Source organism: Frigoribacterium sp. CFBP 13605 (assembly GCF_014839405.1).
GTDB lineage: Bacteria > Actinomycetota > Actinomycetes > Actinomycetales > Microbacteriaceae > Frigoribacterium.
Map to the genome: position 1 here is coordinate 1 of NZ_JACYNS010000037.1, position 21,964 is coordinate 21,964.

At 73.1% G+C, this 21,964-nt stretch carries 20 protein-coding genes; 10 read left to right on the forward strand and 10 right to left on the reverse strand.

Features of this window, described 5'->3' with window-relative positions:
• Positions 1-128: 128 nt before the first annotated feature.
• Positions 129-1,091, reverse strand: coding sequence for a carbohydrate ABC transporter permease (locus tag IFT36_RS09075; RefSeq protein WP_056044767.1), 963 nt, complete (start codon positions 1,089-1,091; stop codon positions 129-131).
• A complete protein-coding gene (locus IFT36_RS09080; protein WP_056044890.1) occupies positions 1,088-2,425 on the reverse strand; it encodes an extracellular solute-binding protein in 1,338 nt (445 codons plus the stop codon). The genes IFT36_RS09075 and IFT36_RS09080 overlap by 4 nt, the downstream gene beginning before the upstream one ends.
• Before the next feature lie 110 nt (positions 2,426-2,535).
• On the opposite strand from IFT36_RS09080, the gene IFT36_RS09085 reads away from it, so the two are divergent.
• The 4 genes from IFT36_RS09085 to IFT36_RS09100 all read left to right on the forward strand — a co-directional run bounded on the left by IFT36_RS09085 (position 2,536) and on the right by IFT36_RS09100 (position 5,890).
• Positions 2,536-3,207, forward strand: coding sequence for a TetR/AcrR family transcriptional regulator (locus IFT36_RS09085; RefSeq protein ID WP_056044769.1), 672 nt, complete (start codon positions 2,536-2,538; stop codon positions 3,205-3,207).
• Positions 3,204-4,031: an alpha/beta hydrolase gene (locus IFT36_RS09090; protein WP_056044771.1), complete on the forward strand. Its 828-nt coding sequence runs from the start codon at positions 3,204-3,206 to the stop codon at positions 4,029-4,031. The genes IFT36_RS09085 and IFT36_RS09090 overlap by 4 nt, the downstream gene beginning before the upstream one ends.
• Before the next feature lie 107 nt (positions 4,032-4,138).
• Positions 4,139-4,759 (forward strand): NAD(P)H-dependent oxidoreductase, encoded by a 621-nt coding sequence (locus IFT36_RS09095; RefSeq protein ID WP_200412939.1) that lies wholly within the window; start codon positions 4,139-4,141, stop codon positions 4,757-4,759.
• Positions 4,760-4,777: 18 nt separating this feature from the next.
• Positions 4,778-5,890 (forward strand): epoxide hydrolase family protein, encoded by a 1,113-nt coding sequence (locus IFT36_RS09100; protein ID WP_200412940.1) that lies wholly within the window; start codon positions 4,778-4,780, stop codon positions 5,888-5,890.
• 97 nt (positions 5,891-5,987) lie between these two features.
• On the opposite strand, the gene IFT36_RS09105 is transcribed toward IFT36_RS09100, so the two are convergent.
• Positions 5,988-6,371, reverse strand: coding sequence for a cupin domain-containing protein (locus tag IFT36_RS09105; RefSeq protein WP_159825181.1), 384 nt, complete (start codon positions 6,369-6,371; stop codon positions 5,988-5,990).
• Positions 6,372-6,432: 61 nt separating this feature from the next.
• Between IFT36_RS09105 and IFT36_RS09110 the strand changes: the two genes are divergently transcribed.
• Complete coding sequence (locus IFT36_RS09110) at positions 6,433-6,624, forward strand: hypothetical protein (RefSeq protein WP_056044780.1); 192 nt, start codon at positions 6,433-6,435, stop codon at positions 6,622-6,624.
• Between the two features lie 6 nt (positions 6,625-6,630).
• Here IFT36_RS09110 and IFT36_RS09115 read toward each other — a convergent pair whose 3' ends face one another.
• Complete coding sequence (locus IFT36_RS09115) at positions 6,631-7,662, reverse strand: alcohol dehydrogenase catalytic domain-containing protein (RefSeq protein ID WP_200412941.1); 1,032 nt, start codon at positions 7,660-7,662, stop codon at positions 6,631-6,633.
• Between the two features lie 80 nt (positions 7,663-7,742).
• On the opposite strand from IFT36_RS09115, the gene IFT36_RS09120 reads away from it, so the two are divergent.
• Positions 7,743-8,264: a DoxX family protein gene (locus IFT36_RS09120; RefSeq protein WP_056044783.1), complete on the forward strand. Its 522-nt coding sequence runs from the start codon at positions 7,743-7,745 to the stop codon at positions 8,262-8,264.
• A gap of 102 nt (positions 8,265-8,366) precedes the next feature.
• Positions 8,367-10,490, forward strand: a complete 2,124-nt coding sequence (locus IFT36_RS09125; RefSeq protein WP_200412942.1) for a RecQ family ATP-dependent DNA helicase — start codon at positions 8,367-8,369, stop codon at positions 10,488-10,490.
• A gap of 75 nt (positions 10,491-10,565) precedes the next feature.
• On the opposite strand, the gene IFT36_RS09130 is transcribed toward IFT36_RS09125, so the two are convergent.
• The 3 genes from IFT36_RS09130 to IFT36_RS09140 form a co-directional block, all read right to left on the reverse strand.
• Positions 10,566-12,185 (reverse strand): flavin-containing monooxygenase, encoded by a 1,620-nt coding sequence (locus IFT36_RS09130; protein WP_307785072.1) that lies wholly within the window; start codon positions 12,183-12,185, stop codon positions 10,566-10,568.
• Positions 12,182-13,183, reverse strand: a complete 1,002-nt coding sequence (locus tag IFT36_RS09135) for an alcohol dehydrogenase catalytic domain-containing protein (RefSeq protein ID WP_200412943.1) — start codon at positions 13,181-13,183, stop codon at positions 12,182-12,184. The genes IFT36_RS09130 and IFT36_RS09135 overlap by 4 nt, the downstream gene beginning before the upstream one ends.
• 205 nt (positions 13,184-13,388) lie before the next feature.
• The gene (locus IFT36_RS09140; RefSeq protein ID WP_200412944.1) at positions 13,389-14,966 is read right to left on the reverse strand and encodes a cation:dicarboxylate symporter family transporter; all 1,578 of its coding nucleotides are present in this window, start codon (positions 14,964-14,966) and stop codon (positions 13,389-13,391) included.
• Between the two features lie 173 nt (positions 14,967-15,139).
• Between IFT36_RS09140 and IFT36_RS09145 the strand changes: the two genes are divergently transcribed.
• Positions 15,140-16,924, forward strand: coding sequence for a sensor histidine kinase (locus IFT36_RS09145; RefSeq protein WP_200412945.1), 1,785 nt, complete (start codon positions 15,140-15,142; stop codon positions 16,922-16,924).
• Complete coding sequence (locus IFT36_RS09150; protein ID WP_200412946.1) at positions 16,921-17,634, forward strand: response regulator; 714 nt, start codon at positions 16,921-16,923, stop codon at positions 17,632-17,634. The genes IFT36_RS09145 and IFT36_RS09150 overlap by 4 nt, the downstream gene beginning before the upstream one ends.
• A gap of 21 nt (positions 17,635-17,655) precedes the next feature.
• Here IFT36_RS09150 and IFT36_RS09155 read toward each other — a convergent pair whose 3' ends face one another.
• Together IFT36_RS09155 and IFT36_RS09160 are read right to left on the reverse strand one after the other, a co-directional pair.
• Positions 17,656-18,423 carry a hypothetical protein gene (locus tag IFT36_RS09155; RefSeq protein ID WP_200412947.1) on the reverse strand — a complete coding sequence of 256 codons (768 nt, stop codon included), beginning with the start codon at positions 18,421-18,423 and terminating at the stop codon, positions 17,656-17,658.
• A gap of 90 nt (positions 18,424-18,513) precedes the next feature.
• The gene (locus IFT36_RS09160) at positions 18,514-19,719 is read right to left on the reverse strand and encodes a hypothetical protein (protein WP_200412948.1); all 1,206 of its coding nucleotides are present in this window, start codon (positions 19,717-19,719) and stop codon (positions 18,514-18,516) included.
• Positions 19,720-19,819: 100 nt separating this feature from the next.
• Between IFT36_RS09160 and IFT36_RS09165 the strand changes: the two genes are divergently transcribed.
• Complete coding sequence (locus tag IFT36_RS09165; protein ID WP_157485264.1) at positions 19,820-20,176, forward strand: hypothetical protein; 357 nt, start codon at positions 19,820-19,822, stop codon at positions 20,174-20,176.
• A 52-nt stretch (positions 20,177-20,228) separates the two neighbouring features.
• On the opposite strand, the gene IFT36_RS09170 is transcribed toward IFT36_RS09165, so the two are convergent.
• A partial coding sequence (locus IFT36_RS09170) for a circularly permuted type 2 ATP-grasp protein (RefSeq protein ID WP_200412949.1) occupies positions 20,229-21,964 on the reverse strand: 1,736 nt, incomplete at its 5' end.

A 21,964-nucleotide genomic window follows, 5' to 3' on the forward strand; every position in this document is an offset into this window, starting at 1 on the left:
GGCCGTGCGGTCGGGGCCGGCGCTCCGGGCGCGGCGGCGGGCGGGCTTCTCGGCGCCGCGGCCGCGACCCTGCGCCGTCACGATGGACTCGGTCTCGGTGGCGTGCTCGGCGCCCTTCGTCGAGAGGCTCATTTCTGCTTCCTGTTCGTGATGCTGAGGAACGTGATCGACAGCGCGAACGCGACGAGGGCGATCAGCACGGACTGGGCGGCCGCGACGTTGTAGTCGTTGTAGGCGAAGGCCGTGGTGTACGCGCTGAGGTTGGGCGTGTACTGGCTGTCGATCGCCGGCGAGACGCGTTGCAGCACCTGGGCCTCGGCGAACAGCTGCAGGGTGCCGATGATGGAGAAGACGGCGGTGAGCAGCAGGGCCGGACGGATCAGCGGCAGCTGGATGCTGAACGCGACGCGCAACGACGACGCACCGTCGACCTTGGCGGCCTCGTACAGCTCGACCGGGATCGACTTGAGCTGGGCGATGATGATCAGCATGTTGTAGCCGGTGTAGCTCCAGGTCACGATGTTCGCGATCGACCAGAGCACGGTGTTCGCGCCGAGGAAGTCGGGGGTGACGCCGAAGACCTCGCCGATGTCGATGATCGGGCTGAGACCGGGCACGTACAGGAACGACCAGAGGATGGTCGCGATGACCCCGGGCACGCCGTACGGCAGGAAGTACGCGGCGCGGAACACGCCCGGCCACTTCGCCGAAGCCGACTCGAGCAGCAGCGCGAGCACCGTGCAGAGGATGAGCATGACCGGCACCTGGACGATGCCGAACAGGAACATGCGGCCGATCGAGGCGACGAAGTTGGGGTCGCCGATGACCTGGGCGTAGTTGTCGAAGCCGGCGAAGCCGCTGGTCACGCCGCCCTCGCCGAACAGGCCGCTGCGGGTGACCTTCGTGAAGCTCGAGAAGAGGGCGATGACGATCGGGATCACGAAGGTCAGGGCGAAGAGCGCCAGGAACGGCGCGAGCAGCACCCAGGGCGCCCGCTTGACGGCGCCCTTCGAGCTGCTGCGACGGGGCCCCGAGGAGGCGCGGGTCGAGTCGGTCGCCGCGTCGGGCCTGGTGTCGGTCGCGGCGCTCATGCGTTCGCCTTCCGGATGGTGAGGCCCTTGTTCTGGAAGACGGCCATGATGTCCTTCTCGGCCTGGGCCACGGCGTCGACGAGCGTGCCGCCCGACGCCTTGCCCCGGAACCCGTCGCTCAGGATGTTGAAGGACTGCTGGGTGATGGGCCACCAGCTCCAGTCCTGGTTCTGCGAGGACTCCTTCGTGGCGGGCACGAAGACCTCCTGGTTGTAGTTCTGACCGCTGAAGAACGGGCTGGGCTGCTCGCGCAGCGAGCCGACGACGTCGCGGGCCGGCGACCAACCGATGCCGCAGAACTCGATGAGGGCGTTGATGCCCTCGGGGGTCGTGGTCATCCAGACGGCGAAGTCCAGCGCCTCCTGGGGGTGCTGGCTGTTCGCGAGGATCGCGGCGGTCGAGCCGCCGAGGAAGCTCGACGCGTAGCCGGTCTGCCAGGTGGGCAGCGGGGCGCACTTCCACTTGCCCTCGGCGCCGCTGACGCCCTCGATCAGGGCGTCACCCCACGAGCCGGTCGCGACGGAGGCGATCGTGCCCGCGCTGGCGGCCGAGAACCAGGCCGGCGTGTAGGCGCCGTAGGCGGTCGTGACGATGCCGTCGTCGATCGCCTTGTCGAAGAACCGGGCGACGGTCAGGGTCGCCTCGTCGGTCATGTCGATGACCCAGCCGTCGTCCTCGGCGCGCAGCCACGAGGCGCCGGCCTGGGTGGCGTAGGCGGCGAAGAGCGAGGCGTCGGCGAGCGGGAAGGAGTCCATCAGCACGCCGGCCCCCTTGAGCTCGGTGCCGACCGCGGCCCATTCGTCCCACGTGGCGGGGACGCCGGCGCCGACCGTGTCGAAGACGGCGGGCTGGTAGAACATGCCCATCGGGCCGCTGTCCTGAGGGATCGCGTAGACGCCGTCGGTGTAGCTGACCTGGTTCCACAGCGTGGGGTCGTAGAGGTCGGCGTACTGGTCGGCGCCGTAGCGCTTCAGGTCGACGACGCCGTTGGCGAGGAGGAACTCGGGCAGCGAGCGCAGCTCGACCTGGGCGATGTCGGGCCCGGCCCCCGCGGCGAGCGCCGAGTACAGCTTCTGGTAGCCGCCCGCGTTGCCGCCGGGGATGAAGACGGTCTCGACCTGGACGCGCGACTGGCTCTTGTTGTACAGGGCGGTGACCTGGTCGAGGCCCTTGAGCCAGGCCCAGTACTGGAGCTTGACCGGGCCGTCGGCCGCGGGGATGGTCGGCAGGGAGTTCACGGAGGTCGTCCCGGGCGTGGCGCAGCCGGCGAGCATGGCAGTGGCGCCGGCGGTCACCCCCAGGCCGAGCAACTGCCGTCGGGAAATCGGGCTCATGTTCATCTCACTTCGTCGTGGGGCCGTGGCGTCAGCGACGCTAACACAAATTCGAGTGGTCGCTCGAATTTCACGGGCGAGGTGTCCGCGAGGTCGTAGAGTGGCCGATCATGACGACGACCGGCTCGACGACGAGCGACCCAGGAGGCGCGCCCACGGGTGGCGCCGACGGTTCTCGTCCCACGCGTCGCGGCCCGTACGCGAAGTCGGCCGAACGCCGGCTCGCGATCGTCGAGGCGGCCTTCGAGGTGTTCTCGACCAAGGGCTACGTCGGCGGGTCGCTCCGTGACGTGGCGGACGTCGTCGGCATGAGCCAGACGAGCCTGCTGCACTACTTCCCGTCGAAGAGCGCGCTGCTGCTCGCGGTGCTCGAACGTCGCGACACGGTCTCGGACCGTTCCGCCGAGCCTCCCGACCGAGGTGACCTGATCGGGACCGTCCTCGGGCAGGCGCGACACAACGAGACGGTGCCCGGACTCATCGCGCTCTACGCGGTGCTGGCAGGCGAGGCGGTCACGACCGGCAACCCCGGCAGCGACTACGTGCGTGAGCGCTTCGAGCGTCTGCGTGCCGAGTACGGCGACGCCCTGCGAGCGCTGGAGGCGCGGGGTCGGTTGCGCCCCGGGGTCGACCCCGACCGGGCGGCGTCCGGGCTCGTGGCCCTGTGGGACGGCATCCAGCTGCAGTGGCTGCTCGACCCGGACCGCATCGACGTGGTGCAGCAGTTGCGGGACCACCTCGACCTGGTGGTCCTGCCCGACGACGCGGTCGACGGGGCATGAGCCGACTACTCGCCGCCCCGGGTGGCGGGACCGTCCGGGTCCCCGTGCCCGTCCGCTGGTACGAGCCGTGGCCGGTGTCGACGGGTTCGCCCGGGCCGACGCTGCTCTGGCTGCACGGCGGTGGGTTCTTCCGTGGGGGGCTCGACCAGCCGGAGGCGCACGACGTGGCGCGGTCGCTCGCCGCACGCGGGGTGAGGGTCGCCACGGTGGACTACCGCCTCGCGCCTCCTCCGGGTCGCGGTCTCGTGGCCGGGCGGCTGATGCCGTCGCGCAGCCGGTACCCGGGGGCACTCGACGACGTGGTGACGGCCTACGGCGAGGTGGCCGACCGGTCGCCCGAGGGCGTCATCGTCGGAGGCGCGAGCGCGGGGGCGTGCCTCGCCGCGGCGGCCACCCTCCGCACGATCGACGAGGGTCGCCCTCCGGTCGGCGCCGTCTTCGCCTACGGCTTCTTCCACCCCGCGCACCCCCGGATGGCGGAGGCACGCCACCGGTCGGGCGGCCACCGGGGACTCAGCCACGCGAGGTGGGCGCTCGACGTGATGAACCGCAACTACGCCGGCTCGCGGACCGCGCTGGCCGACCGGCTCGCCTTCCCCGGAGGTCACGACCTCACGGGGTTCCCCCGGACGCTCGTGGTGAATGCCGAGCGCGACAACATGCGCGCCTCGGGCGACGTGTTCGCCGGGGAGCTCGCCGACGCGGGGGTCGACGTGCGGCACCACGTCCTGCCGGGCACCCGCCATGCCTTCCTGAACCGGCCCCGGCTGGCCGAGTACGCCCACACCGTCTCGCTCGTCGCGGAGTGGACCCGCGGCGGCTGACCTGCCCTGCCCTGCCCTGCCCTGTCCTGTCCTGTCCTGTCCTGTCCGGTCCTGCCCTGCCCTGCCCAGTCGACGGGTGCCCAGCGGGACCGGATTGACTGGTCGCCGTGAACACGCTCATCGTCACCGCCCATCCCGATCACGCCTCACTGACCTCCGGTGTCGCCCGACGGCTCGTGCAGGCCCTGCCGCCGGGCACGGTCGAGCTGGCCGACCTCGCGGCGGAAGGGTTCGACCCACGTTTCGGCACGGCGGACCGCGCGGCCTACCGTGGCCACCGGACCGTTCCCGCCGACGTCGTGCGCGAACAGGAGCGGATCGACCGGGCGGACCACCTCGTCCTGGCGTTCCCCGTCTACTGGTGGTCGATGCCCGCCCTGATGAAGGGCTGGATCGACAGGGTCTTCGTCAACGGGTGGGCGTTCGAGATCGACCCCGAGGGCGGTACGCGCCGCCGGCTCGGCAGGTTGACCGTGCATTTCCTCGCCGTGGCCGGCGACTCGGCCGGGACGTACGAACGGCACGGCTACGAGACGGCGATGCGGACGCAGATCGAGCACGGGATCGTGGACTACGTCGGCGCCCGGCGAGGCGCGACGATCGTCGTGCACGAGTCCGAGCGAGACGACGCCGACGCCCGGGACGCGCTCGTCGAGGACGCCGTCGACACGGTGGCTCGCGCCGTCCTCGGGAACGCGCCCCGCGCCTCCTCGGGGTCGACGGCCTGATCACGGGAAGATGAGGCCATGGACCTCTCCGTGTCGGACGCCGACCTGACCGACCTCCTCGACCGTGTCGGATCGACCCGATGGGCGACCGGCTGGCCCGTGGACGCCTGGCAGGCGGGGACCGACGAAGCCGTCCTGCGCCGCCTTGCGCGGCACTGGGTCACCGGCTTCGACTGGCGAGCCCGGGAGAGCCGCATGGCGTCGCTGCCGTGGGGCTCGGTGGACCTCGACGGCACCGCGCTGTCGTACCTCCGGTTCGAGGGCGAGGACTCGAAGCGACTGCCCGTGGTGCTCACGAACGGCTGGCCGAGCACGGCACTCGAACTGGTCGAGCTCGCCCGGCGGTTGTCACGGCCGTCCGAGCACGGAGGCGACCCCGACGACGCGATGACGGTCATCGTCCCCGCGCTGCCGGGGTTCCCGTTCTCGCCGCCCCGACCCACGCTCGGCGACCAGACGCACGAGCTGTGGCACCGTCTCATGACCGACGAGCTCAGGTTCTCCCGCTACGTCGCCCACGGCGGCGATCTCGGGGCGGGCATCACCTCCCGACTCGCTCAGAGCCACCCCGAGGAGGTGGCCGGCATCCACCTGCTCGCCGTGGGCGGTCCCCCGGAGTACGACCCTGCCGGTCTCGCATCCGACGAACGCGCACACCTCGACGAGGTCGCCTCGTGGTCGGCGACCGAGGGCGCCTACGAACACCAGCAACGGACGCGCCCGCTCACCCTGGCACCCGCCCTGTCGGACTCACCGGTCGGCCTGCTCTCGTGGCTGTTGGAGAAGCACCGCGCCTGGAGCGACTGCGCCGGTGACGTCTCGACGCGCTTCAGCGACGACTACCTCCTCGAGCTCGCCTCGCTGTACTGGTTCACCGGCGCGGCGTCCACGGCCCTGCGCCCGTACTGGGAGCACGCTGCCGGGCAAACGACCCCGGTGATCCGGGTGAGCGTCCCGACGGCGGTCGCGGTGTTCCCCCGCGACCTGGTGCATCCCCCGCGCCGCTGGGCGGAACGGACCCACGACGTCGTCCGCTTCACCGAGATGCCGCGGGGTGGACACTTCGCACCGCACGAAGAACCCGAGCTGCTCGCGGCCGACATCGCGAGCTTCTCCCGCGATCTCACCTGAGTCGCCGCCCGCTGGCGACGCCGGGGCGGCCTGCCGGGTGCGGTCCCGAGGCCGAGTGCCCGAGCGGGTGCGAGGGCGGATGCCAGGCCGGTCGTCGTCAGCGGAAGTCGCCGACCTGACGGTCGACGGGCACGGTGCGGTCGACGACGACGTCACCGGTGTGGGCCGTCGTGGTGGTCTCGATCAGCACGATCTCGACCTCGTCGTCGGCGACGGGGTTGTGCGGCACTCCCCGAGGCACGACGTGGAACTGCCCGGGGGTGAGCAGCACCTCGTGGTCGTCGGGGAGCTGGATGCGTAAGGTGCCCGAGACGACGAGGAACATCTCGTCCTCGGCGTCGTGCGCGTGCCAGACGAGCTCGCCGAGCAGCTTCGCGACCTTCACGTACTGGTCGTTCACCTGCCCGACGACCCGCGGCGTCCAGTGCTCGGTCACCTGTCGGAGTTCGGCCGCGACGTCGATTCCCTGGAGTGCAGTCATGGGGCCATCCTCCCCGTACCGGGCCCCTCGCGGACGCCGGGGAGGGATGACAGCATGGAGGATGACCTCGAATCCCCCGCCCCCGACGGGCCGCACCACGTGGCGCGTCCTCCTCGCCGTCGCCGTGACGATCGCGGCGGCCTCGATCGTCCTGATCGTCCTCGATCCGGGGAAGTCGGGGTCGTACTTCACGCTGATCGGCATGCTCTGCCTGATCTGGCTGAGCGTCACCAACCTTCGAGGACTGAGGTAGATCGGGTCAGAACACGGCCACCGTCATGCCGGCGGTGGTCGCCGGCCGGTCCATGGCGGCCACGGCGTCGGGCAGGTCGTCGAAGGCGATGATCCGACCGATGGACTCCTGCGGACGCAGTCGGCCCGCGACGACGTCGTCGAGCATCGCGGCGTACTCGCCCACCGAGATGCCGTGACTGCCCAACAGTTCGAGTTCGTCGGCGATCACCCGCCCCATCGGGATCACCGGGGCGGCGTCGTCGTCAAGCAGCAGGCCCACCTGGACGTGTCGACCCCGCGGACGGAGGGACGCGACGGACGCGACGGACGTCACCCGGCTGCCGAACGCGTCGAGGGCGACGTCGGCGCCTCCCCCGGTGAGGGCTCGGACCCGGTCGACGGCGAGGTCGTCCATGGGGACGGTCTCGGCACCCAGTTCGGCGGCCCGTTCGAGGGCGGCGGGCGAGATGTCCGACGCGACGACGCGAGCACCGGCGGCCACCGCCACGGCGACCGCCGAGAGACCCACTCCGCCGCAGCCGAAGACGGCGACCCACTCACCCGCCCGGACGCGGGCCCGGGCGTGCAGGGCGTGGTACGCCGTGCCGAAGCGGCAGCCGAGCGCCGCCGCCTCGACGAAGCCGACCTCGTCCGGCAGGGCGATGACGTTCACGTCGGCGTGCGGGACGACCAACGACTCGGCGTACGAGCCGGGAAGGGTGAAGCCGGGCTGCTGCTGACGCGAGCACACCTGGGTGGCACCGGCACGGCACTCGTCGCACGTGCCACAGGCGAAGACGAACGGGGCGGTCACGCGGGTGCCGACGGCGACCCGGGCGACGTCGGCACCCACCGCCGTCACCACGCCCGCGAACTCGTGGCCCGGCACGTGGGGAAGGCGCACCGAGTCGTCGTGACCCTTCCAGGCGTGCCAGTCGCTCCGGCACACCCCCGTGGCCGCGACGCGGACCACGACGCCGTGGGCGGGCGGCACGGGTGCCGGGAGGTCGACGATGGTCGGGATCGACCCGAACTGGTCGTACTGGACGGCGCGCATCCCCCGATCCTGACACGAGCGGGCGGACCGGACGCTCCCCGCCGCGGACGGCGACGGCCCACACCGGGTAGGAACGGTGCATGAGCCTCGCATCCACCCTCCTCCGCCTGACCGTCGGCGGCTTCTTCGTCGGCCACGGACTCCAGAAGCTGACCGGCGCCTTCGACGGTCCCGGACTCGCCGGCACCGAGCAGATGATGGCCGGCACGGGGATGCACCCCGCCGCCCGCAACGCCCGTCTGGTCGCGGTCACCGAGACCGCCGGCGGTGCCGCCCTCGCCCTCGGCGCGGCGACCCCGCTCGCCGCCGCCGGCATCGTCGGCACGATGGTCACCGCCGTCCGCAAGGTGCACCTCTCCAAGGGCCCGTGGGTGACCGAGGGCGGCTACGAGTACAACGCCGTCCTGATCGCCGCCGCCGCCGCCCTGGCCTCGGGCCCCGGCGGGCCGTCGGTCGACCAGCTCTTCGGCAAGAAGTCGTGGGGTGCCGGCGGAACGGTCTTCGCGCTCGTCGCCGGCGTCGTCGCCTCGTTCGTGGCGGTCGAGCTCGGCAAGCGGGCCACTCCCCCGGCCGAGCCGGGCTCGGACTCCTCGGCGGGCTGACCCGCCTCCCTCGTCTCGTCCCCAGGGCGCGACCCCCGACGTCGGGTGGTCGCGCCCTCCGTCCGTCCGGCGGGTGACGGTGGCCTCTGCGAGCATGGGGCCATGACACCGACGAGCACCGCGACCGACATCGACGCCGAGGCACTCGACCTGCTGCGGGCGCTCACCGGGCGCGACGACGCCGTCTTCCACGACGGGCAGCTCGAGGCCATCCGGGCGCTCGTCGCCGATCGTCGCCGGGCCCTCGTCGTCCAGCGCACCGGCTGGGGCAAGTCGGCGGTGTACTTCATCGCCACCCTGCTGCTGCGTCGACGCGGCACCGGCCCGACGCTGCTCGTCTCCCCCCTGCTCGCCCTCATGCGCGACCAGGTCGCCGCCGCCGCCCGGGCCGGGGTCCGGGCCGTCGCGGTCAACTCGGCGAACGCCCACGAGTGGTCCGACGTCCAGCAGCAGCTCGTCGACGACGAGATCGACGTGCTGCTCGTCTCCCCCGAACGACTCAACAACCCGCGGTTCCGCGACGAGCAGCTGCCCGTGCTCATCGCCCGGCTCGGCATGCTCGTCGTCGACGAGGCGCACTGCATCTCCGACTGGGGCCACGACTTCCGGCCCGACTACCGTCGCCTCGCCGACCTCATCCGCACCCTGCCCTCGGGCGTGCCCGTCCTGGCCACGACGGCCACGGCCAACGCCCGCGTCGTGGCCGACGTCGCCGAGCAACTCGCCGTGGGGCCGGGCGACGAGGTGCTGACGATCCGGGGGTCGCTGGCGCGCGCCTCCTTGCGTCTCGGCGTGCTGCAGCTGCCGACCTCGCGCGACCGACTCGGCTGGCTGCTCAGCCACCTCGCCGACCTGCCCGGCAGCGGCATCATCTACACGCTCACGATCTCGGCGGCCGACGACACCACCCGACTGCTGCGCGAGGCCGGGCACGACGTGCGGTCCTACTCGGGCCGCACCGACCCCGAAGAACGCGAACAGCTCGAACAGCGCCTCAAGGGCAACGACCTCAAGGCACTGGTCGCCACGAGCGCCCTCGGCATGGGCTTCGACAAACCCGACCTCGGCTTCGTCATCCACCTCGGCGCGCCGTCGTCGCCCGTCGCGTACTACCAGCAGATCGGCCGAGCGGGTCGCGCCACCGACAACGCCGACGTGCTGCTGCTGCCCGGCACCGAGGACGCCGAGATCTGGCAGTACTTCGCCACGGCCTCGATGCCCTCCGAGGCGCGGGCGGCGGCCGTGCTGGCCGAGCTGGGCGAGACGCCGCTGTCGACGCCCGCCCTCGAGGCGCGGGTCGACGTCAAGCGCACCCCGCTCGAACTGATGCTCAAGGTGCTCGACGTCGACGGTGCCGTCCGCCGGGTCCAGGGCGGCTGGGTGAGCACGGGCCAGCCCTGGGTCTACGACGCCGAACGCTACGACCGCATCGCCGCGGCCCGGGTCGCCGAACAAGAGTCCATGCTCGCGTTCGAGCGCGGCCAGACCTGCCGCATGCAGATGTTGCAGGTCGATCTCGACGATCCGGCCGCCGAGCCCTGCGGGCGGTGCGACGTCTGCGCGGGCACCTGGTACCCGACCGACATCGTCGGCGAGGCGGCGACCTCGGCCGCGAGCACCCTCGACCGGGTCGGCGTCGAGATCGACCCCCGGGCCCAGTGGCCCACGGGCGCCGACCGGGCCGGGGTCGCCGTCAAGGGCAAGATCCCCGAGGGCGAACGGGTCGAGCCGGGTCGGGCGCTCGCCCGACTGACCGACCTGGGGTGGGGCAACACCCTCCGCGAGGTCTTCGCGGCAACCGCCCCCGACGCTCCCCTGTCGAAGCACCTGCTCGACGGGGTCGTGCGCGTCCTGAAGGAGTGGCCGTGGGCCGAACGCCCGGTGGGGGTCGTCGCGATGCCGTCGACGTCACGGCCGCAGCTCGTCGGGTCGCTGGCCGAGGCGATCAGCACCGTCGGGCGGTTGCCGCTGCTCGGCACGCTCGGCAGCGCCCGCCCCTCGGCCGGCCGCGGCCAGGGCGGCAACAGCGTCTACCGTCTGGCCGACGTCTGGCAGTCCTTCGAGGTCGGCCCCGAGTTGGCCGCGGCCCTCGCCGACGTGTCCGGGCCGGTGCTGCTCGTCGACGACCTGGTCGACAGCCGCTGGACGCTCACGGTGGCCGGACGCGACCTGCGCCGCGCCGGGGCCCCCGCCGTGCTGCCCTTCGCCCTCGCGGTGGTCGGCTGAGTCGTCCCCGGCGGGCCGCCGCGTCGTCGCCCGGCGGGCCACCGCGTCGTCCGACGCGAGACCGCCGGGGCTCGCTCAGCGCTCGAACCGCATGCCGTCCCGGGTCAGGGTGCTGTGCCGCATCAACCAGACGTCGCGTGGGTAGTTCTGGTGCATCCGCCACGGTGACCGCGATCCCTGCCGGGGCATCAGGTGCACCCCGCGCGACACGTACCCGCTCGTCAGGTCGATCAGCGGGCTCGTCGGTCCCGGCCGCTCCGGCGCGATCGGCACGGCCGACCGGTACCCGTGACGATCGGCGTGACGCAGCAGCCGGGCGACGTAGTGCACGACGAGGTCGATCTTCAGCGTCCACGACGCGTTCGTGTAGCCGATGGCGAACGCGAGGTTCGGCACCCCCGAGAGCATGAACCCCTTGTAGGTCAGCTGGGTCGCCGGGTCGACCTCCACCCCGTCGACCGACAACCGCATGCCGCCGAACAGCAACAGGTTGAGCCCGGTCGCCGTGACGACGACGTCCGCGGGCAGCTCGTGCGCCCGCTGGCCGTCGCGACCGGCCACCCGGATGCCGTCGGCCGTGAACGAGTCGATGTCGTCGGTCACGATCGACGCCGACCCCGAGCGCAACGCCCGGAACAGCGCGCCGTCCGGGGTGATGCAGAGACGCTGGTCCCACGGGTCGTAGCTCGGCTGGAAGTGCCGGTCGACGTCGAAGTCGTCCGGCAGGCGCCGTGCCACCTGCGCCCGGAGGAACGCCTTCATCTTCTCGGGAGAGCGCCTGCTCGTCTGGAAGCTGAGCAAGGCCATGCCGATGCTGCGCCACCGGATCAGCCGGTCGTCGACGGCCTGTGGCAGCAGCCGACGCCAGGCGCGGGGCTCCTTCCGGCGCGAGGGAAGGGACAGCACGTAGGTCGGCGAACGTTGCAGCATGGTGACCTGCTCGGCGCCCTCGGCGAGGGCGGGCACCAGGGTCACCGCCGTCGCCCCCGATCCGATCACGACCACGCGCTTGCCGCTCACGTCGAGGTCCTCCGGCCAGTGCTGGGGGTGCACGACGCGTCCGGCGAACGAGTCCTGCCCCGGGAACGCGGGCGACCAGCCCTCGTCGTAGCGGTAGTACCCCGAGCAGACGAACAAGAACGAGCACGTGATCGTGACGCGACGAGCCGCCGGGGCGGCACCCGCGCCTCCTGCGCTCGGCTCCTCGCCGGCGGTGGACGACGCGTCCGCTGCCACCGCGCTCGCGACCTCGATCGTGACGGTCCACCGGGCCTCGGCGGAGGACCAGTCGGCCGCGACCACGCGGTGCCCGAACCGGATCAGCCCGGCGACGCCCGTTTCGTCGGCCGTGTCACGGACGTACTCCCTGATCGCCTCGCCCGGGGCGATCGCCCGCGCGTCGCGCCAGGGTCGGAACCCGTAGCCGAGGGTAAACATGTCGCTGTCCGATCGGACCCCCGGGTAGCGGAAGAGGTCCCAGGTGCCGCCGATCGCCGCGCGGGCCTCGACGACGGCCAGGCTGCGGCCGGGGAAGTCCCGGCGGAGCTGCGCCGCCACGCCGACTCCGGACAGGCCGGCGCCGACGACGAGCAGGTCGACGTGTTCGACGCCTCCCACGGCGGGGCGGTCGTCACCACCGGCGGGGCGGTCGTCACCCTCGCCCGGGACCGAGGAGGCGCGGGTCGCGTCGCTCACGGGACCAGCACGATCCGGATCGGGTCGCCTTCCTTGCGTTCGAGCATCTGCACCGCCCGCTCGGCCTCGGCCAACGGCACGGTGGCGCTCACCGACCGGGAGAACTCGAGCCTCCCCCGGGCCGTCAGCGCGACGAGCGTCGTGACGTCGGCGGGCTCGGAGCCGTAGTGGCCGAGGACCTGCTGCTGCAGGAAGCTGAACTTCGTGCCGTCGGTGATCGTGATCGGCTGGTCCGACAGGCCGACGAGCGTCAACCGTCCCCGGTATCCGAGGCAGGCGATGGCCTGCTCGCGCACGGCGGGCACCCCCGCGAAGTCGAAGGCCCGGGCGAGTCCGCGGCCACCGGTCGCCCGGCCGAGCGCCACGGCGAAGTCCGGGTCGGCGGGATCGAGCGCGAGGTCCGCACCGAACTCGAGCGCCCGGGCCCGGGCACCGGGCAGGGGGTCGACCGCGACGATCGGCGCGGCGCCGAGCAGGGAGAGCAGCTGGACGGCGTGGGCGCCGAGGCCGCCGACGCCCCAGACGCCGACCGCCGTGCCGGGCCGGGTGTCGGCGGTCGTGGTGAGCGCAGCCCAGGGAGTCGACACGGCGTCGGGGATGAAGCAGGCCTGCTCGAACGGCAGGGAGTCCGGGATCTTCACGACCGTGTCGGCGCGGGCCACGGCGAACTCGGCCCACCCGCCGTCGTAGTCGACGCCACGGGTGAAGACCTGGCCGTCGCGCTCCTCGCCGGCCTGCAGCAGCACGCGGTCGCCGACGGCGACGTGCGTGACGCCGTCGCCCACCTGGTCGACCGTGCCGGCCACCTCGTGGCCGAGGGTGACGGTGTCGCTCGGCAGGTGCAGCGGCGTGAGCGCCCCCTGGATCAGGTGCACGTCGCTGAGGCAGACGCCGGCGGCGGCGACGGCGATGCGCACCTGCCCCGGGCCGGCGTCGGGGGTGGGCACCTCGGTGACCGAGAAGTGGCGGGTGCTGACGTCGAGGCGTCCGGCGAGCATGGTGGCTCCGTCCTGCGGGGCCCGGTCGGTCGGCTCTGACCGCGGGGCGTGACCGCACATCGGGTGCGACGGTACGCCTCCGACACGGATGTTGCACGCTGCACCCGCCGCGGGTCGACGGGCGGACGGCGAGACCCCGGGACGTCGCCGAGACCCCCGCGCACGCACGGGGGTCTCGGCGACGATCTGGGGTCCGAGGCGGGCCCTACCCGCGACGGGGCTCGTCGTCCGCGGCGGCGTCGGCGAGGTGCTCGTCGGCCCGCCGACCGTCGGTGCCGACCAGGGCGTGCAGCGAGCCGGTCGAGATGCGGTCGGGCGAGGTGCCCTCGAGCGAGCCCAGCCCACCCGCGCGACCGTCGAGCAGGCGCGCGGCGGCCGGGCCGGCCGAAGCGGAGTCCGACCCCGAGCCCGAGTCCGACCCCGAGGAGGCGCCGTGACCGTCCGCGTTCATGGTCGCCTCGTCGAAGGGCGCGCGACCCGACAGCACGGTCTCGACGCGGTCCTTGTCGATCTGCTTCGTCCAGGTGCCGATGAGGATCGTCGCGACGGCGTTGCCCGTGAAGTTGGTCAGAGCGCGCGCCTCGGACATGAACCGGTCGATGCCGACGATGACGCCGACGCCGTCGACCAGGTCGGGCCGGTGCGCCTGCAGGCCTCCCGCGAGGGTGGCGATGCCGGCACCCGTGACGCCGGCGGCACCCTTCGAGGCGATCATCATGAACAGCAGCAGCGAGACCTGCTCGCCGACGTTGAGCGGCGTGCCCATGGCGTTGGCGATGAAGAGCGACGCCATGGTCAGGTAGATCGCGGTGCCGTCGAGGTTGAACGAGTAGCCGGTCGGCACGGTGATGCCGACGACGGGCTTCGAGACGCCGAGGTGCTCCATCTTGGCGATGAGGCGCGGCAGCGCGACCTCGCTCGACGAGGTCGAGACGATCAGCAGGTACTCGCGTCCGAGGTACTTCATCACCCGGAAGATGTTGACGCCCGTGACGAGCTTGAGGATCGTGCCGAGCACGACGGCGACGAAGAGGATGCACGTGATGTAGAAGGCGACCATCAGGGTGCCGAGCGCCACGATGGCGGCGACGCCGGTCTCGCCGACCACCGCGGCGATCGCACCGAACGCGCCGATCGGGGCGACCCACATGATCATCGCGAGGATGCGGAACACCAGCACCTGCAGGTTGCGGACGCCCTCGAGGATCGTCGCGCCCCGATCGCCCATGCGCTGCAGGGCGAAGCCGACGAGCAGGGCCACGAACAGCGTCTGCAGGATGGAGCCGCTGGTCAGCGACGACACCAGCGTCTCGGGGATGATGCCGAGCAGGAAGCCCGCCGTGCCACCGGCCTCCTCGGCGGCGGGCGCCTCGTATCCGGTCGAGCCGATCATCAGGCCCTCGCCCGGGTGGATCAGGTTGCCGACCACGAGGCCGATGGCCAGGGCGAAGGTCGACATCGCGATGAAGTAGCCGAGCGCGAGCCCGCCCACCTTGCCGACGGTCGCGGCCTTGGCGATGGAGCCGACGCCGAGCACGATCGTGCAGAAGATCACCGGCGCGATCATCATCGAGATGAGCGACACGAAGGCGGTGCCGATCGGTTTCAGCTGCACGGCGACCTCGGGTGCCGTGAGACCGACGACGATGCCGGCCGCGACGGCCACGATCACCGCGATGTAGAGCCAGTGCGAGCGGTCGATCCGACGCCGGGCGCGGACGCCGCCCGTCGTCGTCGTTCCGCCGGGGGTGGGGGTCTGCGGGCCCTTGTGCGTCTTTGCCATGGGGGTCTTCCTCGAGCTCGTGACCGGCGGCGTCGTCGTCGACGGTCGTGCGGGGTTCGTCGCCGTGACTCTCGCCGGTCGCCGGGTGGGCGTCGACGTTGTGGTCATACTGGTCGCGCCGGTGGTGCGTCATGATGGACCCCGGCCGCAGCGCAGCGAGGAGCCCGCCCGAGATGACCGTCGACCCCACCCGGTGGAGCATCGCCACCCGGCTGTTCGCCCTGCTCGTGGTCTTCGTCGTCGCCGTGACCCTGCTGGCGACGGCCTGGACGATCCGGTCGGCCCGCGACGACGCCGATCGTTCGGCGGCACGGGCCTGCCTGGCACTCGCCACCTCGATCGCCGACAACCCCTACGTCGTCGACGCGCTGGGGACGTCCGACCCCAGCGCCCGTCTGCAGCCCTACGCCGTGGCCCTGATGAGCGACACGTCGACCGACTTCGTCACGATCATGCGGCCCGACCGCACGCGCCTGACGCACCCCGACCCCGACGAGATCGGCCGCGCGTTCGTCGGCACGATCACCCCGGCCCTCCGCGGAGAGTCGTTCACCGAGACCTACGCCGGCACCCTCGGCCCGTCGGTGCGCGCGGTCGTGCCGATCGAGGGCGACGGCGAGGTCGTCGCCCTCGTGTCGGCCGGCGTCACGGTCGACACCATCACGCAGTCGGTCGGCGAGCGTTTGCCGCTCGTGTTCGCCGCCGCGGGGGCGACCGTGGTGCTCGGGGGCGTCGTCTCGTGGCTGCTCAGCCGGTACCTGCGGCGGGTGACCTGGGGCCGCGGCCCCGAGGAACTCGCCCGGATGTTCGCGTACTACGAGGGCGTGCTGCACTCCGTGCGCGAGGGTCTCGTGCTCGTCGACGACCGCGGCCGGCTGACGCTCTACAACGACCAGGCGGCCGAGCTGCTCGACCTGCCGCCCGGGGGCATCGCCGCTCCCGTCCCGCTGACCGACCTGCAACTGCCCGACTCGCTCCGCGAGCTGCTCGCCTCCGGACGCCGCGCCTCCGACGAGGTGCACGTGACCGACGATCGCGTGCTGGTCGTGAACCAGGAGGTCACCGAACCCACCGAGGGCCCGTCCCACCCGTCGCCCTCGACCGGACGAGGAGGCGCGACACCGTCAGGAGGCGCGACGCCGTCAGGAGGCGCGCCCCCGGTCACCGGCGCCGCCCGACCGCGCTCCCGCCGCACGCTCGGGACCGTGACGACCCTGCGCGACCACACCGAGCTCACCCACCTCACCGGCGAGGTCGAGACCATGCGCACCCTCTCGGACGCGCTGCGCTCGCAGACCCACGAGTTCTCGAACCGGTTGCACACGATCGTGTCGCTGATCGAGCTCGGACGTGGCGACGAGGCCCTCCGGTTCGCGGCCGACGAGCTCGACCTCGGCCAGCGGCTCGCCGACCGGGTCGTGGCCTTGATCGACGAGCCGACGCTCGCCGCCCTGCTGCTCGGCAAGGCGGCGCAGGCCCGCGAACGGTCGATCGACCTGCGCGTCGACGTCGAGCCCGACCTCGGGACGATAGACGTCGAGCCCGGGGACCTCGTCACGATCCTGGGCAACCTCGTCGACAACGCCTTCGACGCGGTCGCCCCGACCCTCGACGCCCCTGCCCCCTCCCCCGATCCCACCGGCCGCCCGGCCCGCCCGCCCCGGGTCGAGGTGACCGTCGCCCGGGTCGAGGGCGGCGTCCAGCTCGACGTCGAGGACGACGGTCCGGGGCTCGACGACGTCGAGCTCGCCTTCCGGCGGGGGTTCAGCACCAAGCCGACGTCGGCGGGCGGACGCGGCATCGGCCTCGCGCTCGTCCGTCAGGCCGTGGGTCGGGTCGGAGGTCGGCTCGACGTCGCCACGGGACCCGACGGGACCACCTTCTCGGTGCTGCTGCCCGACCGGCGGCCGGACGACGTCGACACCGCCGCCCGACGTCGGGGTGGGGTGCGGTCGTGACCGGCGCCTCCTCGTCCGTCGACCCGGTCCGCGTGCTCGTCGTCGAGGACGAGCCCCTGACCGCGGAGGCGCACGTCGCGTACCTCGACCGGCTGGACGGCTTCGAGGTGGTCGGCCGGGCGCGGGACGGACGCGAGACCCTCGACGCGGTCCGCGCGCTCGGCGGCCCCCACGGGCGGGGTCTCGACCTCGTGCTGCTCGACATGAACCTGCCCGACACGCACGGCCTGCAGCTCTGCCGGGCCCTGCGGGCGGCGGGGTCGAGCGTCGACGTCATCGCGATCACGGCCGTACGGGACGCCTCCGTCGTGCGGACCGCGGTGTCGCTCGGCATCGTCCAGTACCTGATCAAGCCGTTCACGTTCGCGACGTTCGCCGACCGGCTCGGGGCCTACCGGGCGTTCCGCGAGTCGCTGGCGACCGGGCAGGGGCAGGTGACCCAGTCGGACGTCGACTCGGGGTTCGCCACCCTGCGCCGGGCACCGGCACCGACGCTGGCCAAGGGCCTCGCGCCGGCCACGCTCGAGCAGGTCGTGGCGGTGCTGCGTCGCGGCGGGTCACCGTCCGCGGGCGAGGTGGCCGACGCCGCCGGGGTGTCGAGGGTGACCGCCCGCCGGTACCTCGAGCACCTCGCCGACACGGGGGCGGCGACCCGCGAACCCCGGTACGGCAGCCCGGGCCGACCCGAGCACGGCTACCGCTGGAACTGAGCGGACGGCCTGCCCGGCGGGTCAGTGCCGGACGAGCCGCGCGATCTCGGGCAGCGCCGCGAGGGTGCCGGACGCCCCGTGCTGGTCGGGGTCGAGGGCGAGACGCCTCAACCCGGCACGCGTGTAGGTGCCGACGTCGGCCACGAAGTCGGCGGGCGCGCGCCAGACCAGCCGGTCGGCCGACGACGCGTCGAGGCCGCGGGCGAGGGCGGCGTCCCGAGCGCGCTCGGGCGAGGTGAAGGCGAGCAGGGTCGGGGTGCCCTCGTCCACGACGGCGAAGGGCCTCGAGGCCCCGGCCGTGCCGCGGTCCACGAACCACCAGGCCTCGAGTCGGAACGCCGAGCGCCACAGGGCGACCGGGTCGTCGACCACGACGGCCGTGGTCCGCACCGGCGTCGCGTCGACCACAGGGGGCGGCACGACGACCGGTGCCGCGCTGCCGGGAGCCACCCGAGGAGGCGCGGGCCGCGTCACCGGCATCGGTCCCGCCGGCGGGGCGGCCCGGTCGACGACCTTCTCGAGCCGGGCTCGACGGCGCTGCCCCAGACCGATCCTCACGAGCACGACGCCGCCGGCGACGAGGACGGCGACCACGGCGAGGGCGACCACGACGTCGACGGACGACTGCCGACCGGGCGCCACGAGTCCGACGAGCAGCACCGACGCGCCGATCGGCGACCCGACGACGGCGATCGCGAGCAGCACGACTCCCCAGGTGAGTGCTGCGGTGCCCGACGGGCCGCGACGGCTCGACGGACGGCGGGGGTCGGACGGGTCGGGGCTCGGCATCGGTCCAGCGTAGGGCGGCCGGCCGGGTGAGGCCCGGGTGCGGCGGCGGCGCCACTGCGACCCCGACGCGGCTCCGCGGCGGCCTGTCGCCTACTCGACCGCGCGGGACCAGCCGAGCCCGCGGTCCTCGACCAGGCGCTGCAACACGCCGGTCATGGCGGCGAAGTCGGTCGAGCCGAGGGCGTCGGTGAGGACGACGTAGGCGTGGGCGGCGTCCGCCGGCAGCGACGGCGTTGCGCGGGTCGGGTCGACCAGTCGCGTCGTCCCCTCGCTGCCGGCGTGCCGACGCACCTCGTCGTGGTCCCGCAGGTGGAAGTTGACGAGCCGCTTCCCGTCGCCGATCGCGAACAGACGGGCGACGATCGACAGCCGTCGCACCGACCTCCCGCCCGCGCCGGCCAGGGGGCCGGCCGGCCCGTCGACCCAGCTCACCCGGGTGACCGAGTCCCACGGCACGACGACGCTGCCGTCGATGACGATCGCCGACGCGTGGACCGACAAGGACGGCCGGCCACGGCGGCGCACGGCTCCGACGTACTCGGAGAACGTCGCGATCGGCAACAACGTCGGCAATGTCCAGAGGGCGACCACGAACCAGAGCAGCGCGGTGCTGGTGATCGCCCACGTCACGAGGGCGGCGAGCAAGGCGAGGGCGAGGAGGACTCCGGTGCCTGAACCCACCAGCTGACGCTGGAGCCGCCGACCGTCGTGGGCGACCACGAGCACCGGCGCGTCCGTCGGGCGGGCGAAGCGGTCCGGACCGGCCGGCGGCGTGGACGTCGAGCCGTTCGCTTCTGCTGTGCGCCGCGCCCGCCGATCGACGCCGAACCTCCGCATGGCGTCGAGTGCACCCAGGGGTGCATAGGGTCCCTTCCCCTCGACGTCGAAGAGGACGCCGAACACGCCGGTGCGCTCCCGCGCGACGGCATCGTCGACGAAGCCCCTCGACGGCAGGGCGAGGAGCCGGCCGGCCTCCTCGTCCGACAGCCCTCGCGCCAAGCCGTGCTGCCGCGCCCGCTCGGGCGACGTGAAGGCCAGGACCATCGGACGTCCGTCGACGTCGGCCACCAGGGGCTGCACGTCGGGCAGTTCGCCACGGGCGATGAACCACCAGCGGTCGAGGGCGAAGAGCGCGTCCCAGAGGTCGGCCTGGGCGTCGGTGTCGTCGATGCCCCGCAGTTCGGACACCCGGGTCAGCTCGTCGATCCGTTCGCTCGTCGCCCGCATCTCGTCCGCCGAGGGTGGCGGGGGCAGGGGGACGCCGCCCGAGCCAGGCGGAAGGGTCTGTTCACTCACGAGCCCAGCGTAGGGGGACGACGCAGGTGAGCGAGAGATCCTCATGGTCCACTGCCCCCAGGTGATCGACGGAGCCGTCCGTCGGCACTACGCTCCGACCATGGCCGACACGCGTGGACCCCAGATCGTCCGAGGCGACCCCGAGGTGACCCGAGCGACGCTCGACCTGAAGCTGCCGGTGGCGATGCTGCCCGGCCTCGTGCGTCGAGCACTGCAGGCGAGCCCCACGTTCTCGTTGGGCGACGCCGACGAGACGGGGGCCACGCTTCTGCGTCGGTCGGCGTCGGCCAGCGGCACGGACACCGTGAGGCTCGACTTCGCCGCGTCCGACAAGGGCAGCCGGGTCTCGGCCGAGGTCCACTCCCCCGGCGGCACGATCGGCACGTCGGTCAAGCGCCGCGACGACGACACGACCGCCCTGTTCGAGGCGATCGCGAAGGCCGCCGGGCCCTTCTGACCGGTGACGGGGCACGGGCCGACACCGCGCCTCCCTCGGGCACGCCGACGGGTCAGACGCCCACGATCCAGGTGTCCTTCGCGCCCCCGCCCTGCGACGAGTTGACGATCATGCTGCCCTCGGGCGCCACGCGGGTGAGCGCCAGGTCGGCGAGCACGCTCTCGCCCGCCCCGGTGCCGGTGAGGTAGACGAAGCAGCGGAGGTCGACGTGCCGGGGCTGCAGCCCGGTCGGGGTCAGGGTCGGGTGCGACGACAACGTCACCACCTCCTGCGCGACCCAGCCCGACGGGTCCCGGGCGATCTCGGCCCGACGCTCGGCCACGACCGCCGCGCTGGCCGAGGGGCCGATCAGGACGCCGCGACCCCCCTCGCCGTCGACCGGCTTCGTGACGAGCTCGCCCACCCGGTCGAGCACCGCGAGCCGCTCGGCCGGGTCGCCCGTCCGGTAGGTCGGCACCGACTCGAGCAGCGGACGCTCGCCCAGGTAGTACCAGATGAGGTCGGGTACCGCGCAGTACATCGCCTTGTCGTCGACCAGCCCGTTGCCGGGGGCGTTGGCGAGCACGACGTCGCCCGCCGCCGCCACGTCCATCAGGTGCTCGCCGAGCAACGGGTCGTGCGGCGCGTGCACGTCGACCAGCTCGCGGTCGAGCCGCAGGTAGAGCGCGTCGACGACGGCGCCGGTCCTGCGGTCGACGACCCGCGCCTCCCGGACCTCGACGTCGTCGGCCTGCAGCAGCAGCAGCCCCGCGCCCTCGGCGAGGGTACGGTGCTCGTACCAGGCCGGGCTCGCGGGGCCCTCGCTGAGGAGCGCGCCGACCGGCTCGCCCCCGCCCCGAGGAGGCGCGGTGTGCGCCAGCAGCGTCGCCCTCAGCACCGAGAACACGCTCGTCGGGTGGAGCAGCCCCGCCGGCCGCGGAGCGTCCGGCACCACCTCGTCGAGCAGCCGTCGCACGGCGATCGAGAACGCGGCCCCGCTCGGTGCCCGGACGTTGTCCTCGAGCACGCGCCAGCCACCGAGCTCGTCGCGCACGAGGTCGAAACCCTGCACCGCGGCGCGCACGGCGTCCGCGGGCAGCCGGGTGGCCTCGGTCCGCCACCCCGCCGCGCCGACGACCTGCTCGTGGGTCAGCACGCCGTCCGCGACGACCCGGCGCTCACCGTAGGCGTCGCGGAGGAACGCCTCGATCGCCCGGGCGCGCTGGGTCAGGCCGGCCTCGAGGCGGCTCCACTCGTGCCGCGTGACGATGCGGGGCACGAGGTCGCAGTGGAACGCCCGGTGGTCGCCGCCGACGCCGAACCCGAGACCGGCACGCTCGCACCAGGCGTCCCGTGCGACGGCGCGGGCGCGGGCCTCGGTCGCGCCGAGCTGCTGGAAGAAGCCGGCGACGTCCCGGTAGGCCGGGCGGGGGTGGAGTCCCGGGCCGATCGCTTCGTCGCCGGCACGGAACCGGTACCCCACGAGGGTCGGCGCCGGGTCGTCGAGCCCGGCGGCGGGGCCGTGCGTCTCGCGGACGACCAGGTCGACCACGTCGTCGAGCCGTCCCCTCTCGGCGAAGGCGGCGCGCTGCCGGTCGGCCGAGTTGCCCCGGGCGAGCGTGGCCTCGGCGAGGTCGGACACGGTCTGCCAGTCGCCGAACTCCTCGAGTTGTGGCCGCAGCCGGGTCACGAGCTGCCGGACCGCCTCGGCCGCGGGCAACCGCGAGGGGTGCTGTTCGAGGTCGAGCAGCTCGCCGGCGAGCCCGCTGCGCGCCGCCTGCCACATCGCGGCCCGGTGCAGCGGCGCCG